General features: G+C 60.6%; 16 protein-coding genes, 4 tRNA genes and 1 pseudogene. 18 read left to right on the top strand and 3 right to left on the bottom strand.

The genetic code is table 11. The features are described from left to right. Window positions 1-245: 245 nt before the first annotated feature. Entirely contained in the window at window positions 246-944 is a 699-nt protein-coding gene (gene pyrF / locus HU806_RS11925; RefSeq protein ID WP_186611561.1) for an orotidine-5'-phosphate decarboxylase, read from the top strand. A gap of 54 nt (window positions 945-998) precedes the next feature. Here pyrF and HU806_RS11920 read toward each other — a convergent pair whose 3' ends face one another. Then, a complete protein-coding gene (locus HU806_RS11920) occupies window positions 999-2,003 on the bottom strand; it encodes an NADP-dependent oxidoreductase (RefSeq protein WP_186611560.1) in 1,005 nt (334 codons plus the stop codon). A gap of 226 nt (window positions 2,004-2,229) precedes the next feature. On the opposite strand from HU806_RS11920, the gene HU806_RS11915 reads away from it, so the two are divergent. From HU806_RS11915 to HU806_RS26825, 4 genes and pseudogenes are all read left to right on the top strand, one after another. Beyond that, entirely contained in the window at window positions 2,230-2,991 is a 762-nt protein-coding gene (locus HU806_RS11915) for an SDR family oxidoreductase (RefSeq protein ID WP_186611559.1), read from the top strand. A 197-nt stretch (window positions 2,992-3,188) separates the two neighbouring features. Continuing rightward, window positions 3,189-4,586 (top strand): aminotransferase-like domain-containing protein, encoded by a 1,398-nt coding sequence (locus tag HU806_RS11910; RefSeq protein ID WP_186611558.1) that lies wholly within the window; start codon window positions 3,189-3,191, stop codon window positions 4,584-4,586. Window positions 4,587-4,696: 110 nt separating this feature from the next. Further along, window positions 4,697-5,755 (top strand): annotated as a pseudogene (locus HU806_RS26830) (methyl-accepting chemotaxis protein); the annotation flags it as partial. A 27-nt stretch (window positions 5,756-5,782) separates the two neighbouring features. After that, window positions 5,783-6,664 carry a methyl-accepting chemotaxis protein gene (locus tag HU806_RS26825; protein ID WP_527251146.1) on the top strand — a complete coding sequence of 294 codons (882 nt, stop codon included), beginning with the start codon at window positions 5,783-5,785 and terminating at the stop codon, window positions 6,662-6,664. A 407-nt stretch (window positions 6,665-7,071) separates the two neighbouring features. Here HU806_RS26825 and HU806_RS11900 read toward each other — a convergent pair whose 3' ends face one another. Continuing rightward, entirely contained in the window at window positions 7,072-7,830 is a 759-nt protein-coding gene (locus HU806_RS11900) for a VHS/ENTH/ANTH domain-containing protein (protein WP_186611556.1), read from the bottom strand. A 371-nt stretch (window positions 7,831-8,201) separates the two neighbouring features. Between HU806_RS11900 and HU806_RS11895 the strand changes: the two genes are divergently transcribed. From HU806_RS11895 to HU806_RS11880, 4 genes are all read left to right on the top strand, one after another. Next, window positions 8,202-8,277 (top strand) — tRNA-Glu (locus tag HU806_RS11895). Between the two features lie 2 nt (window positions 8,278-8,279). After that, window positions 8,280-8,355: transfer RNA gene (locus HU806_RS11890), tRNA-Gly, on the top strand. Between the two features lie 105 nt (window positions 8,356-8,460). Continuing rightward, window positions 8,461-8,536, top strand: a tRNA-Glu gene (locus HU806_RS11885). A 3-nt stretch (window positions 8,537-8,539) separates the two neighbouring features. Beyond that, a tRNA-Gly gene (locus tag HU806_RS11880) sits at window positions 8,540-8,615 on the top strand. A 65-nt stretch (window positions 8,616-8,680) separates the two neighbouring features. On the opposite strand, the gene HU806_RS11875 is transcribed toward HU806_RS11880, so the two are convergent. Beyond that, window positions 8,681-9,550, bottom strand: a complete 870-nt coding sequence (locus tag HU806_RS11875; protein ID WP_186611609.1) for a response regulator transcription factor — start codon at window positions 9,548-9,550, stop codon at window positions 8,681-8,683. Window positions 9,551-9,851: 301 nt separating this feature from the next. Between HU806_RS11875 and HU806_RS11870 the strand changes: the two genes are divergently transcribed. From HU806_RS11870 to HU806_RS11830, 9 genes are all read left to right on the top strand, one after another. Beyond that, window positions 9,852-10,046: a Flp family type IVb pilin gene (locus HU806_RS11870; RefSeq protein WP_008070254.1), complete on the top strand. Its 195-nt coding sequence runs from the start codon at window positions 9,852-9,854 to the stop codon at window positions 10,044-10,046. A 154-nt stretch (window positions 10,047-10,200) separates the two neighbouring features. Continuing rightward, window positions 10,201-10,395, top strand: coding sequence for a Flp family type IVb pilin (locus tag HU806_RS11865; protein WP_186611555.1), 195 nt, complete (start codon window positions 10,201-10,203; stop codon window positions 10,393-10,395). Window positions 10,396-10,421: 26 nt separating this feature from the next. Then, window positions 10,422-10,952 carry an A24 family peptidase gene (locus HU806_RS11860; protein ID WP_186611554.1) on the top strand — a complete coding sequence of 177 codons (531 nt, stop codon included), beginning with the start codon at window positions 10,422-10,424 and terminating at the stop codon, window positions 10,950-10,952. Between the two features lie 2 nt (window positions 10,953-10,954). Next, on the top strand, window positions 10,955-12,283 hold the full coding sequence (locus tag HU806_RS11855) for a DUF8689 domain-containing protein (protein WP_186611553.1): 1,329 nt from the start codon (window positions 10,955-10,957) through the stop codon (window positions 12,281-12,283). 15 nt (window positions 12,284-12,298) lie between these two features. Beyond that, complete coding sequence (cpaB, locus tag HU806_RS11850; RefSeq protein WP_186611552.1) at window positions 12,299-13,114, top strand: Flp pilus assembly protein CpaB; 816 nt, start codon at window positions 12,299-12,301, stop codon at window positions 13,112-13,114. 71 nt (window positions 13,115-13,185) lie between these two features. Further along, complete coding sequence (locus HU806_RS11845) at window positions 13,186-14,502, top strand: TadE/TadG family type IV pilus assembly protein (RefSeq protein ID WP_186611551.1); 1,317 nt, start codon at window positions 13,186-13,188, stop codon at window positions 14,500-14,502. An 8-nt stretch (window positions 14,503-14,510) separates the two neighbouring features. After that, a complete protein-coding gene (locus HU806_RS11840) occupies window positions 14,511-14,975 on the top strand; it encodes a TadE/TadG family type IV pilus assembly protein (protein ID WP_186611550.1) in 465 nt (154 codons plus the stop codon). Further along, window positions 14,975-15,469, top strand: coding sequence for a TadE family protein (locus HU806_RS11835; RefSeq protein WP_186611549.1), 495 nt, complete (start codon window positions 14,975-14,977; stop codon window positions 15,467-15,469). The genes HU806_RS11840 and HU806_RS11835 overlap by 1 nt, the downstream gene beginning before the upstream one ends. Then, window positions 15,463-16,683: an AAA family ATPase gene (locus tag HU806_RS11830; RefSeq protein WP_186611548.1), complete on the top strand. Its 1,221-nt coding sequence runs from the start codon at window positions 15,463-15,465 to the stop codon at window positions 16,681-16,683. The genes HU806_RS11835 and HU806_RS11830 overlap by 7 nt, the downstream gene beginning before the upstream one ends. Window positions 16,684-16,686: the final 3 nt, after the last annotated feature.

The raw sequence follows: 16,686 nt of genomic DNA, 5'->3' as shown, positions 1-16,686 counted from the left end.
GGCGGCGAGGTAATGATTCCAGCATAAGCTCCGGTCGGTAGGCCGTGAAGTGCTGGAAGGACGGGTGCGGCGTCGGACAGTAACGTGTCGGCGTGTAGTGCGCATGTCGCGAGTGTATCGGTTTCGACACAAAGGCCCGCAGGATCCATGTTGGAGCAGATGATGATTTACCGATCATCGGGTCCCGCACGGGCGCTGGTTCCGCTACAATGCGCGCCGATTTCGACTTGCCTGAGAGCCCACTCATGTCCGCCTGCCAGACGCCCATCATCGTCGCCCTGGATTTCCCCACCCGTGACGCCGCCCTGAAGCTGGCCGACCAGTTGGACCCTAAGCTTTGCCGGGTCAAAGTCGGCAAGGAGCTGTTTACCAGCTGTGCCTCGGAAATCGTCGGCACCTTGCGTGACAAGGGTTTCGAAGTGTTCCTGGACCTCAAATTTCACGATATCCCCAACACCACTGCCATGGCCGTCAAGGCTGCCGCGGAGATGGGGGTGTGGATGGTCAATGTGCATTGCTCCGGTGGCTTGCGCATGATGGCCGCGTGCCGTGAAGTGCTCGATCAGCGCAGCGGTCCGAAACCGCTGTTGATCGGCGTGACCGTGCTGACCAGTATGGAGCGTGAGGACTTGGCGGGGATCGGCCTGGACATCGAGCCTCAGGAACAAGTGCTGCGCCTGGCGGCACTGGCCCAGAAAGCCGGCATGGACGGTCTGGTCTGTTCAGCCCTGGAAGCCAGCGCCCTGAAGTCGGCCCATCCGTCGCTGCAACTGGTGACGCCGGGGATTCGTCCGGCGGGCAGCGCCCAGGACGACCAACGCCGTATCCTGACGCCGCGCCAGGCATTGGACGCCGGCTCCGATTATCTGGTGATTGGCCGCCCGATCAGCCAGGCGGCGGATCCGGCCAAGGCCCTGGCGGCGGTGGTGGCCGAACTGGCCTGATCCAACACTGCGGATCGTGCGGGAGCGAGCAAGCTCGCTCCCGATTGTCTCGCTTCAGACCTTGAGAACCAGCTTCCCGAAGTTCTCGCCACTGAACAATTTGGTCAGTGTCTCGGGAAACGTTTCCAGCCCTTCGACGATATCTTCCTTGCTCTTGAGTTGTCCCTTGGCCATCCAGCCGGCCATTTCCTGCCCGGCTGCGGCGAACTGCGACGCATAGTCCATGACCACAAAGCCTTCCATACGCGCGCGATTGACCAGCAGCGACAGGTAGTTGGCCGGGCCCTTTACCGCTTCCTTGTTGTTGTATTGGCTGATCGCACCGCAAATCACCACGCGAGCCTTGAGGGCCAGGCGGCTGAGCACCGCATCGAGGATGTCGCCGCCGACGTTGTCGAAATACACATCTACGCCTTTGGGGCACTCACGCTTGAGGCCCGCGTGGACGTCTTCGCTCTTGTAATCGATGGCGCCGTCGAAGCCCAGCTCATCGATCAGGAACTTGCATTTATCGGCCCCACCGGCGATGCCCACCACGCGGCAGCCTTTGATCTTGGCGATCTGCCCGGCAATGCTGCCCACTGCACCGGCGGCCCCGGAAAGCACCACGGTTTCTCCGGCTTTGGGCGCACCGACATCCAGCAGGGCGAAATATGCAGTCATCCCGGTCATGCCCAGCGCGGACAAATAGCGCGGCAGCGGCGCCAGTTTCGGGTCTACCTTGTAGAAACCTCGCGGCTCGCCAAGGAAGTAATCCTGCACGCCCAGCGCACCGTTGACGTAATCGCCGACCGAAAATCCCGGGTTGTTCGACGCGATGACCTGGCCTACGCCCAACGCCCGCATGACTTCACCGATGCCGACCGGCGGGATGTAGGACTTGCCTTCATTCATCCAGCCGCGCATGGCCGGGTCGAGGGACAGGTATTCATTCTTGACCAGGATCTGGCCGGCTGCCGCTTCGCCGATGGGGACTTCTTGAAAGGTGAACGTCTCACGGGTCGCGGCGCCCACCGGGCGTTTGGCGAGCAGGAACTGGCGGTTGGTCTGGGCAGTCATGACAGGCACTCAAAGTGAATGAAGCCTTGTTGATAGACCCTCCAGGCCTGCGCCGCAAGGTTTGCCGATACAGCGAATGCAGGTTGATCCAACCCAGTGATAGTGCGACGGGCGCTATTATCACTGGCGCTCATGCGACGCCAACCGGCGGTTGGATAGTGCTGCCGTGCCGTTGCGATCGGTGGCTATATGCGGCAATCAGCGGTAATTCTTCGAGGTATTGACAATGAGCATGACGTTTTCCGGACAGGTTGCGGTGGTGACGGGCGCGGCGGCGGGCATTGGCCGCGCCACGGCTCAGGCATTCGCGGCGCAAAACCTCAAAGTTGTCGTTGCCGACCTTGACGTGGCGGGCGGCGAGGGCACGGTGCAGTCGATCCGCGAGGCGGGGGGCGAAGCTGTGTTCGTGCGTTGCGACGTGACATTGGAAAGCGACGTGCAGAATCTGATGAGCGCAGTGATCAATGCTTATGGACGCCTCGATTATGCCTTCAACAACGCGGGCATCGAGATCGAGAAGGGCAAGTTGGCTGACGGTACGCTGGATGAATTCGACGCAATCATGAGCGTCAACGTGAAGGGCGTGTGGCTGTGCATGAAGTACCAATTGCCACTGCTGTTGGCCCAAGGCGGTGGAGCTATCGTCAATACCGCCTCGGTGGCAGGGCTCGGGGCGGCGCCGAAAATGAGTATCTATGCCGCGTCCAAGCATGCCGTGATCGGCCTGACCAAGTCGGCGGCCATTGAGTACGCCAAGAAGAAAATTCGCGTGAATGCAGTTTGCCCGGCAGTGATCGACACGGACATGTTCCGTCGAGCCTACGAGGCGGACCCGAAAAAAGCCGATTTCGCCAACGCAATGCACCCGGTCGGGCGCATTGGCAAGGTCGAGGAAATTGCCAGCGCGGTGTTGTATCTGTGCAGCGATGGCGCTGCATTCACCACGGGACATTCCTTGGCAGTGGACGGTGGGGTCACTGCGTTCTGACGCCAATTACGTAAGATAGGGCCCGCATTGTCTGCGGGCTTTTTCTTTTCGCGCCGAAGGTTCCCTTGGTAAGGCCGCCAATGTATTTCAAAGAATGAGAATCAGGTGGTTTTGCGTCGATGTCGTACATCGTCCAGCGGCGGCCTGTGCTTAACTGTTTGTGGAAATAAAACAAACGCTTAGGAGCTTGGTTACTCATGGAGTTGAGAATCGACCGGCAGGCACTGGTACCTGTCGTGCAGCAAATTGTCGATGCGCTGGCCAGTTGGGTTCGACAAGGAAGGGTTGAGCCCGGCACTCGCCTGCCATCGATCCGGCAACTGGCGCGGGAGAACCTGCTCAGTCAGGCCAGTGTTCACGACGCCTACCAACGCCTGGTTGCCCAAGGCGTGCTGGCATCCCGTAACGGCTCGAGTTTTTTTGTCGCCCTCGCCCCTTCGGCAGAGGGGGAGCCGGCAGGCAGCGTCTGGCTCCAGGACGCACTGTCGGCCCCGCCCCGCCCGGTCAGCGACGCGCAACAAGAGCTGAAGCTGGGTAGTGGTGGCCTGCCCGAGAGTTGGCGCGAAAGCGACGACCTGGGGTATGCGATCCGTCAGGTAACCCGAACAGACATGGCGGGCCTGTTCAACTACAGCACGCCGCTGGGGTTGCCGGCCCTGCGCGAGCTTCTGTCCAGGCGTCTGAAGCAGTTCGATATCGACGCCGACAAGAACCGGATCCTTACAACCACAGGCGCCACCCACGGTCTGGACCTGATAGTACGCACCCTTCTGCCACCGGGAAGTTGCGTCGTGGTGGAGAGTCCCGGCTATTCGAACCTGTTCGATCTGCTCAGGCTGCATAAGATAGACATGATCGAACTGCCCAGGACCCCACGTGGACCGGACGTCGAGGCCCTGCAATGCCTGCTGGCGATCCATCGGCCCTGCGCACTGTTCGTCAACAGCGCCTGCCACAATCCTACCGGTAGCAGCCTGGCTCCGGCCGTGGCCCAGCAGCTGCTCCAACTGACAAAAAAACACGCCATGCTGGTTATCGAGGATGACGTCTATGCGGATTTTCAAAGTTCGATGCGGCCGCGGCTGGCGGCGCTGGATGACGACGTGGTTTACCTGGGCAGCTTCTCAAAAACCCTGAGCAGCTCGCTGCGAGTCGGCTTCGTGGTCGCCGGGCCGGCCACTATCGCGCGCTTGAGCGAGGTCAAGGAGATCACCAGCATGGGCGGTTCTCGATTCTGCGAATCGGTGCTGGCCAATCTCCTGGCCAACGGTGCCTATCGCAAACTGGTCCAACGCCAACGGCAGCGACTGAGCGCCGATATGGCAATGGCTTTGCAACTGCTGGAGGATGCCGACTGGAAAGTGTTCGGCAAGCCGGCGGGTGGCCTGTTCATATGGGCGCGTGCGCCATTGTGTGACTATGCTGAGTTGCAGCGGCTGGCCAAACGGTGCGGTATACAGCTGTCGTCGCGCAGCGCATTCAGCCCTTCGGGCGCGGACACTGACTGGCTGCGTATCAACGTGGCCTATGCCCGAGATCCCAAAGCCTTGGCGTTCTTTCGCGCAACGGCTCTGGATCGACCTCAAGTGTCCTGAAAACGACGCGGCTGTAGCTTTTTGCCATTATTCCGACGCGAGCATCTTGTGTTGCGGGGCGTCTCGTTGCGAACCTGCAATCAACACACACTGGCAGAGGATTGGGCGCAATGATTTCGGCCGTGCAAGGACGTTTTGCCAACCTGGGTATGGCAAAGAAACTGGGTATCGGGTTCGTCCTGGTATTGCTGCTCACCGCAGTAGTGGCGGCTATTGGCGTCTGGTCCCTGCAAACCATCAGTTTTCGCTTCGATGGCTTGAAGCAGATGTCGTCCCTCAACAGCGAGCTGCTCAAGGTCCGGCTGCTTGAGCAGGAATACGCCTTGCGCTCCGATCCCAAGACCGCCGATGCCTTGCGCCAGGGTGTTGACGGGCTGGTGGCCCGGGCAAACGAGCTCAAGGCACAATCGGCTGCCAACGTGCCAGTGATGGACGATGTGGAACAGGCCTTGGCGGCCTATCGCAAAGCATTCGATGAGTTCGTCGAGCTGAGCCAGAGCAAGGACCTGGCCCTCGAAATGGCCAGTTGGTCAGTCTCCAGCGTCGCCAACAATCTGGATGTGTTGCAGGCTGGATTGGCCGATGACGGCGCCTACACGTTGAAGGAGTCCGAAGGCAAGGAGGGTGCCGAGTTCATCGAACAGGCCAATCAGGTCAGCGAAGTGTCGCGGATGATGTTGCAGGCAATGAACGAAGCGCGCGTTCGCCTTGATCAGAGCCGCAAAGGCAGCGATGAAGCTGCCGGGCAAGGCAATATAGAACAGGCCGAGCAGGCCATGAAGCTGGCCGAAGGGCTCAAGAGCGCCGTCAAGGATCCAGGCTACCAGACCGTGCTCAACGAAGTGGCCGGGCATATTGGCGGGTTCAACCAGCAATTGGCCGAATACACCGGCCTGTTGGACAAGGAAAAGACTGTATACCAGCAGTTGCACGAGCGCGCCGACCAGGTCGTGGCGCGGGTCAACCAAGCCTACGGCGCCGAAGACAGTGCCATGCAGGGGGAATTGAAGAAAAACTCGCTGATGATCATTGGCTCGTCGGCCCTGGCGCTGCTGGTGGGATTGATCGCCGCCTGGGTCATCACTCGGTTGATCGTCACGCCGCTGCGCAGTGTCATTCGTGTCGCGCAGCAAATTGCTTCGGGTGACTTGAGCGCAAAGGTTGAAGTGACGCGTCGGGACGAGATCGGCCAGTTGATGCTCGCGATGCAACAGATGGCCGCCGGCTTGAGCAGCATCGTCAGTGGGTTGCAGGCCGGGATCGAGCAACTGGCCAGCTCGGCCCAGTCGCTGTCGTCCGTTACCGAACAGACCAACCTGGAGGTCAGCAGCCAGAAGGAGGAAACCGAGCAAGTGGCGACGGCCATGAACCAGATGACCGCCACCGTGCACGACGTTGCCCGCAATGCTGAAGAGGCGGCGCAAGCGGCTCAGACGGCTGACGACAAGGTCGAAAGCGGCCAGCACGTGGTGCGCCAGAGCATGGTACGCATTGAGCAACTGGCCGACTCGGCCACACTGGCCAGCACCAGCATCGAAAGCCTGAGCGCCGAAATACAAAACATTGGCAAGGTCCTGAGCGTAATCAAGAGCGTGGCCGAACAAACCAACCTGCTGGCGCTCAATGCCGCGATCGAGGCGGCTCGGGCGGGCGAACAGGGCAGGGGATTCGCTGTGGTGGCCGACGAAGTACGGGCCTTGGCCAAGCGTACGCAACAGTCCACCGAGGAAATCGAGCGACTGGTGAGTGCCTTGCGCTCAGCCGCTCAAACTTCCGTACAACAGATCCAGAGCAGCGGCGACCTGGTGAAAATGGCCGTCAGCGATGCGCTACAGACCGAAAGCGCCCTCGGCAGCATCGCGGCCGCGGTGTCGCTCATCCAGCAAATGAACCAGCAGATCGCCGCCGCCGCCGAACAACAGAGCTCAGTGGCCGAAGAAATCAACCGCAGCGTCACCAGCATCCGGGCCAGTGCCGATCAGTCATCCGTGGCCATGCAAGGTAACGCCGCGTCCAGTATTGAACTGGCGCAGCTGGGCGCTGAATTGAAGGGGATGGTGGGGCATTTCAGGTTGTGAATGGGGCTGCTCCTGCCGCCATCACGAGCAAGCTTGCTCCTACTGGAGGAACGCGGTCACCCAGAAACAGGTCGGCTATCAGGCCGCCTCGCGGTGGATGTTGATTTCGGCGCCCCGTTAACCACGCTGGCCGAACGCAGGTATTGTGGAGTGGGCATCCCGGCATGGATGCCGGGATAGCTGCGCTGGGCCATGGATGGCCCTTCGCAGCGGGCCCACGGAGCAATGCCTGCGTTCGGGCATGCCGAGCCTAGGCGAGGTACCGAGTGGTGGGGCAAAGCCTTTTTGGTTACTTTTTTGGCGTCTGAAAAAAGTGACCCGCCGTAAGGGCGGAACCCTAAGCAGCCGTTACCGCAGCAACGGATATACACCCAACCCCAACCCCAACCCCAACCCCAATCCCAAACTCAATCGTAAACCTTCTTCTTCTTCCACTCGTCGTTCGCTTCGTCGTCCTTCAAGCCTTCCGTCAGCTGATTCACCTCACCCTCGACCGGCTGAGTGCTGGCCAGGACCTGGGCATTGGCCCGAGCCAGGAGCTTCTCCAGATAAGCCAACTGCTCGGCATAGAGCTGAGGCTCCTGCTGCTTGCGCAGATACTGCACGCCACGCTCGAACGCCAGGCGAGCCTGCCCCGGCTGCTCCTGTTGCAAAGCCTGCTGCCCAAGGTTGTTGAAGAACTCGATGTGCAACAGCACCAGGATATGCCGCACTTCGCGGATCCAACGCTTGGCCTCATTTGACGGCAGGAAACCGTCCTGGGCTGCGCGGGTGATCTGGCCGTGCAAGGCCTCGAGCAAAAACCGTACATCCTTGGCCTTGGCTTCGGTCTGGATCGGTGCCGGCGGGTTGCTCACCGGGATCGATTCACCTTGGGCCGCAAGTGCAGTCAGTTCATCCAGGCGTGCCTTGACCGCAGCATTGGTCTTGTCCAGATTGAGCAAGCGCTGGCAAACGTTGAGTTCAAGGCGCGTGATCAACAATTTCAGGGCCGGAGTCATCAGTTGGCCGGGGAAGGTTTCGGTCAGCTCGCCGCAACGACGCAAACGATCGTTGAGTTCAACCTTGGTGCGGGCCTTTTCCAGCTTGTTGTTTTCCACCACATGGTTCATGTAGCCAATGGCGATCAACAGCGCGATCCCGGCTACGACGAGCAGGGTGATCATGAGTGGTGTCACCGGTAAGACCTCTTTATTAGCGTTTGCATGTTCATGAGTGTAGTGGCTTGGCTTTTAAGCGCATAGGCCCGAACGATGCGATTAGACGGGCGTCGTGCTGCTTATGGGGTGCGAGCGCGGTGGCTGCACATTGCCATCATTTGCCGCATGCGACTATAACGTCTTGGCGGGCGACAGAATATAGGCGTCAGAGACCGGGCGGGCAAAATCCGCAAATCCGCCCCAAATCCGAGGAAGTCATTGATTTAAATAAATTTATATCTGGGGGTTGACGACCCTCCAATCCGTCCATAGAATGCGCGCCACTTACAGCGTAAAGCACTCAGCCAAACGCGATAAGCAGTGAATGTTGTACGTGTGTCCCCTTCGTCTAGTGGCCTAGGACACCGCCCTTTCACGGCGGTAACAGGGGTTCGAGTCCCCTAGGGGACGCCAATGCGGGAATAGCTCAGTTGGTAGAGCACGACCTTGCCAAGGTCGGGGTCGCGAGTTCGAGTCTCGTTTCCCGCTCCAATTTTAAGCAGCATTGCTTTCGAGCAGTGCTGAGTGAAGCCAGAGCCGACATCTTAGGGTGCGGGTTTGGGCACTGGAATACACACCATGTATTTCAGTTAGCGTGTCCCCTTCGTCTAGTGGCCTAGGACACCGCCCTTTCACGGCGGTAACAGGGGTTCGAGTCCCCTAGGGGACGCCATTTGCGGGAATAGCTCAGTTGGTAGAGCACGACCTTGCCAAGGTCGGGGTCGCGAGTTCGAGTCTCGTTTCCCGCTCCAAATTCAAAAAAACGCCGCTCATTGAGCGGCGTTTTTTTATGCGCGTATGAAAAATCGCTCCAATCTCAGTCTTCAAGGCTGTGCACCAGACTTTCAATCGCTTCCAGAACCGCCTCATCAGGCGGTAGTGGTGCGGGGTTGGCGCAACGCATCTGGTATGCAAGACGATACTCGCTGGGCGTGCAATTGGCGTATTGCTTAAAGGCCCGGGCGAAGTAGGACGGGTCCTTGAAGCCGGCGTCGTAGCCAATGCTGGTAATGGGCATCTGGCTGTTGTCGAGCAGTTCCTTGGCGAAGCTCATGCGTTTATTCAGTACATAATCGGTGAAGCCCAGCCCATTGGCCTCCTTGAACACGCGGCTGAAGCGAAACGTGGTCATGCCGCAACGCTTGGCCAGGTCACGCTGATCGATGCTTTCGCGAAAATGCTGATCGATGTACAGCATGATGTGGCTGAGGGCCTGATGTTTCTGGTGCCCGGAGGTCAGGCGAATGCTGTCCGGCAGGGTGGGGGAGTGGTCGATCTGCGAAGTCTTTCCTCGGCCGTTGGCGTTGCGGCGCAGTTCGCACAGTTGCATCACGGCCGTGAGGTAGCGCTTCCTCTCGGCGCCTGAAAGGGGCAGCACCATGTATTCCCAGACGCTGGAGCGCATGGCCCACACCGCCAATTCCTCGGAGTGCTGCACGGTGAACATGGTAATGGGGATGGTGGGAACGGTTCGCTTGATCTCCAACAGGCGCCGCAGGCCCGGCGTGTCTGGGCGGTCGAAGTGGATGCAGATCATATCGACCTGTTCCCCGCTGGGCAGCATGGCATTTTTTGCCAGCGTGCAATCGCACGCGTCCTTGAACTCGGAGGCGAGTTCCTGGGTGGACCGATCATGAGTCAGATCGACCCATAACAGCTTTGGCTTTCCAGTCGGATTGGGTGCCATAGGACGACTACTCACAGGTTCTTTCTGCCCTTTAGCTAGCAGTATTGTCACTGTGCTATCACTTCGCCGAATAATTTTTTATAAAAATTCGAATCATTACGACTATCTCCTTAGCGGGACGCCCGTATCCGCTGTTTCGGGGCCGAATTGGCGACCCAAAGTTCTTTTTCCATGCGGCGCAAAAAAATCCTAGCGATGTGCAAAATCCTCCTAACGGCCATGGCCACCTGCTGACTAGGGTTGCATCAGGCAGTTCGCAATGTACTGCCCCTTTGCAAACTACCCCGATGAGGTGTGCGAAATGACTCTTCAAACTATCAAGGCTTCGGTACTGAAGTTCGCCAAAGATGAAGACGGCCTGACCATTGTGGAATACGCCGTGGCCGGTGGGTTGATCACCGTATTGGTGGCCGCAGCGTTCGTTCTTCTCGGCGGTGCCGTGAATACCAAGATCCGTGCACTGTGCCAGGCGGTCAACGGCAACGTTGCCTGCTGACGGCGGGAACTTGCGATGAAGGGGACACGGTCACTTCAAGGAATAACGCTTGCGACTCTTTTGCAGTGAGTACAACGAATCCAACAAATGGACTGGCGCTGTCCCCTCCAACCAGGTTCTTGGCAGTACTTCTTATCAGCGTGAGGTGGATGAGATGACTTTCCAGACAATAAAAACTGCGATCAGCACGTTTGCCAAAGATGAAGACGGCCTGACCATTGTTGAATACGCGGTCGCGGGTGGCTTGATAACGGTGTTGGTCGCGGCGGCATTCGTCCTCCTGGGCGGTGCCGTGGATACCAAGATCCGGGCGCTGTGCCAGGTCGTCAATAGCAACGTCGCCTGCTAACGAAAACCACCCTCAGGAGACGCATCATGTCCATGGAACTGCTGGTGTCGACGGTACTGCTGCTAGGACTACTGGGCGTGGCGGTGGCAAGCGACCTGCGTCGCCATCGCATCCCCAACACGCTGGTCCTGGTGGGTATCTCCCTGGGATTGGCTGGCCAGGTCTATACCGGCGGGATCGGTGGCCTGGGCGACAGCCTGCTGGGCATGCTGATCTGTTTCGGATTGTTCCTGCCCATGTACGCAGTCGGTGGCATGGCTGCTGGCGACGTCAAGCTGATGACCATGGTTGGCAGCTTCCTGCCTTTTCACTACGCACTGTGGGCGGCGCTGTTCAGCCTGATCGCTGGCGGTGTGTGCGGTTTCCTGATCGTCCTGGCCCGCGGCCAACTGCTCCAGACCCTGGGACGCTATTGGTTGATAGTGCGCGCCCAGTCCTACCTGGCGCCGACGTCGGATGAAGTGGCCGGCAAACCCTTTCCTTATTCGATTGCGATCCTGATCGGCACTTTGAACAGCGTCTACTGGCAACTGGTTGCCGGCGGCTGGGGAGTCTAGTCATGCACGTCATCAACGATAGCGATGCCTACCCCAGTGAACGCGAAGCGGTACAACGCCTGGCGCCGCAGCCCAGTTCGATTCGCGACACGGGCCTGACGGACAGTTTCCTTGGCGAGTTGGTGTGCAAACATTTGCACGATGCCGGTGTACTGGATATGTCGCGGTTGGCGGAGCGTCTGGCCCTGACCGGCGCGGTGCTAGAAGAAGTCCTGGCGTTCCTGCGCAAGGACGGTCGCGTCGAAGTGCTGGGTCAGTTGGGCCAGACCGGCGGGCAGACGTTGCGTTATGGCCTGACCGAGCGCGGTCGCAGCTCCGCCCGTGATGCCCTGGCCCGCAGCGGTTACATCGGCGCGGCGCCGTTCCCGGTGAGCACCTACCGCTCGCTGATCAAGATCCAGACCATCCACCACGGCCGCATCACCGCCAAGGACATGAATCAAGCCTTGGCCGGGATGGTGCTGAGCCAGGGCATGCTCGACCAGTTGGGTGTCGCCCTGAACTCCGGGCGGGCGATCATGATCTACGGCCCGGCGGGCACCGGCAAAACCTACGTCAGCAGCCGGCTGATCCGGTTGTTCGCCGAGGCCATCTGGGTGCCCCATGCCATCGTCATCAACGAGTCGGTGATCGAAATCTACGACCCGCAAGTGCACCAGCGCCTGGATGACAACAGCCAAACCAACAACCTGATGCTCAACGAAGGCATCGACCGCCGACTGCTGTGCTGCAAACGCCCAATCGTCATCACTGGCGGCGAGTTGAGCATGGAACAGCTGGATGTGCGCTACGACCCGTTCACCCGGCAGTACCAGGCCGCATTGCAGCTCAAGGCCAGCAACGGCCTGTTCATCATCGACGACATGGGCCGCCAGCGCATGGCCCCGGCTGAGTTGCTCAACCGCTGGATCGTGCCGATGGAAGAAAAGCGCGACTTCATCAACCTGGGCGGCGGCCGGCATTGCGAGCTGCCGTTTGACCTGGTGCTGGTGTTCTCCACCAACCTCAACCCCTTGGAGCTGGCGGACGAAGCCTTCCTACGGCGCATCGGCTACAAGGTCCAGTTCGGCTACCTCAAGCCGGACGAATACGAGCGCATCTGGCGCCAGGAGTGCGAACGCCTGGGCATCCCCCACGACCCGCTGCTGGTGCGTCATGTGTTGCAGCGGTTGTATGGCGGCGAAGGCATGCCGCTGGTGCCTTGCCATCCCCGTGACTTGTTGAACATGGCGCTCGACCGCCAGCGTTACCTGGGCGGTTCCGGGCCTTTGTCGCCGCAAGAGCTGGAATGGGCCTGGCACAACTACTTCGTTCAGCTCGACTTCCTTTGATCTGGAGATACCGACATGAGCTCCCGCACGTTTTCGCTGATAGGCGTTTCTCTGGTAATGGGCCTTGGTGCCGCATGGATGGCTGACTCCTGGCTGAGCGCGCGACTCAACGCGACCCCTGACGATCACTTGCGAAGCGTGGTGGTCGCGACGGTAGAGATTCCTTTCGGGCAGATGGTCGAGGCCCAGCAGGTCACGACCGTGCGCATGCCCATGGACACAATTCCGGATGATGCCTTCGATGCCAGCGAACAGGCCGTGGGCAAGATCGCCACCTTTGACATCCTGCGCGGCGACATCGTGCGCGGTGCGCGTTTGAGCGAGCATCTGGGCGGCAGCACCCTGGCTTCGCTGATCGCGCCGGACAAGCGGGCCATTTCGGTACGCGTGGACGATGTGGTCGGCGTGGGTGGCTTCCTCTTGCCGGGTAACCGGGTCGATGTGCTGGCGACCAAGACCACCAGCGCCGGCAGCAACAGCGCCACGTCCCGGACCATCCTGGAAAATTTGCGAGTGTTGGCGGTGGACCAGACGGCGGGCACCGACAAGACCCAGCCGGTGGTGGTGCGGGCCGTGACCCTGGAAATGTCGGTCACCGAAGCGGAAGCGTTGGTCACCGCGCAGACCGAAGGCAAGCTGCAATTGGCGCTGCGCAACCCGTTGAACCTGGAGAAAAAACCTGTCGCCGTTGCGCCGCCAGTCCCTGCGCCAGTCATGGCCATGGCCGCCGCGCCACTGCCCAAACCCTTGGTGCAGCGCAGTGCCAAGCCGCAAGGCGGGGCAATCACGCTGATCCGCGGGGTTGAAAGCAGCGTGATCAATGTCCGCTGAGTGACCCCTCCATGCCAGGCCCCTGAGGGCCGTGGTAATGCCGATCCTCAAACGTTGTAGGTGAGGGCTCGATGATGAATGCCAATATCCGGCGCCAGGGAGGGGCGGTGAGTGTACTGATGGTGATCGCGCTGATGGCGATCTCGATGATGGCGGCCTTGGCCCTCGATGGCGGGCACATGTTGCTGAACAAGACGCGCCTGCAGAATGCGGTGGATGCCGCGGCCTTGGGCGGCGCCAAGACCCTGAGCCAGGTGAGTGGCGGCATCAACATGGCCAGCACCACCCGCGCGGCGGCCCTGGATACGTTGAACAGAAATGCCAGCGCCGTGGGCAACACCGAGCTGGCCACTGCGGTTGCCGGCAACCCGGGCGCGTTCGCCGTGGTGGAACTGGCCAGCAGCGTCTATGGCCCGTTCTCCTATCCCGGGCCGGCCGATGCCAAATACGTGCGGGTGTCGGTGGCCAGCTATCAATTGGACGGTTTTTTCTGGAGCTTCGTGCAAACCATGGGCAGCGCCGGGCTTGGCAACAAGCGCGTGGCGGCGATTGCCACGGCGGGCCCCAGCCCCACCTCGCCGTGTGATCTGGCGCCGTTGATGGTTTGTGGCGATCCCACTCAATACAACCCGGCCGCCGGCAACTTCTGGGGATATCAATTTGGCGACCTGGAAGTCTTGAAAACCGCGGCGGGGAACACTTCGCCCATCGGTCCGGGCAACTTCCAATTGCTGGATTTCGGCTCCGGCGGCAGTGCGGTCCGAGAGGACCTGGCGGGCGGAGGCTCGGTCTGCCGCAGCGTTGGCGACAATGTCCAGACTTCACCGGGTAATAAAGCCGGCCCGACCTCCCAAGGCTTGAATACGCGTTTCGGTGTCTACAACGGTCCGGTCAGCGCGTCGGACTATCCACCGGACCTGATCACGTCCTCAGGCACCCCGGCGATCACCTATAACGATGCGCTTTCCCAGCCGGAATACAAAAGCCAGTCCATCACCTCGAGCAACGGCGATCTCTCGGCGGGCGGCGAGGCGATACAGGACTACAACGACTGGCGGGCCCAGGTCGCTGCCTGTGTGGCGGGGGGCGCCAGCGGCTGTGAAAGCAACGGTGTTTTCGAACGCAGGATGCTGAAGATCGTGATCGGCGATTGCGCCGGGAAACTGAGTGGCTCGACGTCGATTCCGGTATTGGGGTTCGGTTGCTATTTCGTCCTGCAGCCGGTGAACGGTGGTGGTTCGGAGTCGATCATCTTCGGCCAGTTCGTCCAGGAGTGCGAAGGCGACAACGTGCCCGGCCCCACGCCGTCCAGCGACTCCGGCCCCCAGATCATCCAGCTCTACAAAACCTATCTCAACGGCAACGGCACGCCGAGCACTGACTCGTAGGAGGCGTCATGGGACTTTCGCATTTCAAGCCCGCGCAGGCCCAGCGAGGCGTGGCGCTGGTGGAGTTCACCCTGGTGTTGCCGTTGCTGCTGTTGCTGCTGCTGGCCTTCGGCGAGTTCGGCCGGATGCTCTACCAGTACAACGTACTGCTTCAGGCCAGCCGCGATGCCGATCGCTTCGTCGCCAGCCAGGCGTGGAATACCACCCTGGGCGGCATCACGCTGAACAACACGCTGCTGACCCAGACGAAAAACGTGGCGGTGTATGGCGTGCCCAGCGCTACCGGCGACGCCGTGGTGTCTGGGCTCACCACGGCGGACGTGGAGGTCGTCACCGAGGGCATCGATCATGTGCGCGTCACCATCAAGCACACCTTCTCTCCGGTAATCGGCACGGTGATCCCTGGTTTTTTCGGTGCGTCCACCGTCTTGGGCATCGAACTGGTGGCGACCACCGTCATGAGGGCGCTGTGATGAATTGCAAACACATGCGTGGCACCTACATCGTGGAGTTCTCCTTCGTCGGTTTGCTGGTGTTCATCCTGCTGTTCGGCGTGGTGGAAATGGGCCGGCTGTATTTCACGGTCAATGCCCTGGATGAAGCGGCGCGCCGTGGCGCGAGGCTGGCGGCGGTGTGCAATGTCAGCGACCCGGTGGTCCTGCGCCGGGCCATCTTCAACGCCGCGACGGACGCTGGCACCAGTCAACTGATCAGCAACCTGGCGACCTCGAACCTGGCGCTGACCTATCTGGACGTCAACGGCGCCGTGGTGGCGAACCCCACCAACACGTCCGGCACTACCGGCTTTCGTGCCATCCGCTATGTGCGGCTGAGCGTGCAGAACTTCGTGTTCAACCTGTTCATTCCCGGCTTGGGCGTGCCCATTACGTTGCCCACGTTCCGGGCAACCTTGCCACGCGAAAGCCTCGGGCGTCATTCCGATTCCGCGGAGATCACACCATGCTGAACACCAGGGAAAATCCGCTTTCGACCACCACTGGCAGAGCCGGGCTGCGGATACTGATCAGCAGTCGCGATGCCACCGCACTGCGCGACCTGCAATGCGTCTGCCAGCGCATGCCGGGCCTTGAGGTCAGCACGCGCCTGGTCAGCAACGGGCATGTCGATCCGCTCTACGGCTTGGACCGTATGCCCGATCTGTTGCTGCTGCGGGTCAGCCATTTGTGGCGCGAGGAACTGTCGGCGTTGCTGCAACGTCCGGCCCATGAACGGCCACCGATGCTGGTATGCGGTCCTTTGGGTGAGCAGGAAGGCATGCGCCTGGCGATGCAGGCCGGTGCCCGGGATGTGCTGCCCGAACCCATCGCCGATACGGAATTGGTGGCGGCGTTGAATCGCCTGGTGATGGAAGTCCGTCTCGGCAACGGCAACGAAGGGAAGCTGGTCGCGGTGATCAGCGCCAAGGGCGGCTCCGGCGGAACGCTGGTGGCGTGCAACCTGGCCCAGCAGCTCAGTGCCCGGGCAGGCAATACCCTGTTGTTGGACATGGATCTGCAATTTGGCAGCGTGACCCATTACCTGGACGTGGCGCAGTCCCACAGTCACCTGGAAGTGCTGCAGCAGATAGACGAAATGGACAGCGTCGCGCTGCGGGGCTTTTGCAGCCACTTCAGCCCGACCCTGCACGTACTGGGTGGCCGGGCCGGCGAGTTGTGCCTGCCCCAGGACGCCCAACCCGAGCAGCTCGACGCCTTGTTGCAATTGGCCCGCGCCAGTTATGACTGGGTGGTGGTGGACCTGCCACGGCAGATCGATCACCTCACCGGCTCGGTGCTGGAACAAGTGGACCGGATCTACGTCGTGGTGCAGCAAAGCGTCAGCCACCTGCGCGATGCCAGCGCCCTGGTGCGGATCCTTCGCGAAGACCTCGGTGTGCGCGGGGACCAGTTGCAGATCGTGATCAACCGCTACGACAAAAACGCCGCCGTCAGCCTCAAGGACATCGGCGAGGCCCTGCGTTGCGCGAACCTGTCGAAATTGCCCAATGACTTCAACCTGGTCAGCCAGAGTCAGAACACTGGCGTGCCGTTGGGGCTGCACGCGCCGAAGGCGGCCATTACCGTCGCCTTGCGCGATTTGACCGAAGACCTGGTCGGTCACCAGATGGCCACGGACAAGGGCCTGCTTAAACGTGCCTTCAACCGTTTTTTCGGGGGATGACCC

The organism is Pseudomonas sp. SWRI154 (assembly GCF_014268645.1).
GTDB classification, from domain to species: Bacteria; Pseudomonadota; Gammaproteobacteria; order Pseudomonadales; family Pseudomonadaceae; genus Aquipseudomonas; species Aquipseudomonas marvdashtae.
The sequence above is the reverse complement of the archived record's forward strand: the minus strand, read 5'-3'. Positions and strand labels throughout refer to the sequence as shown.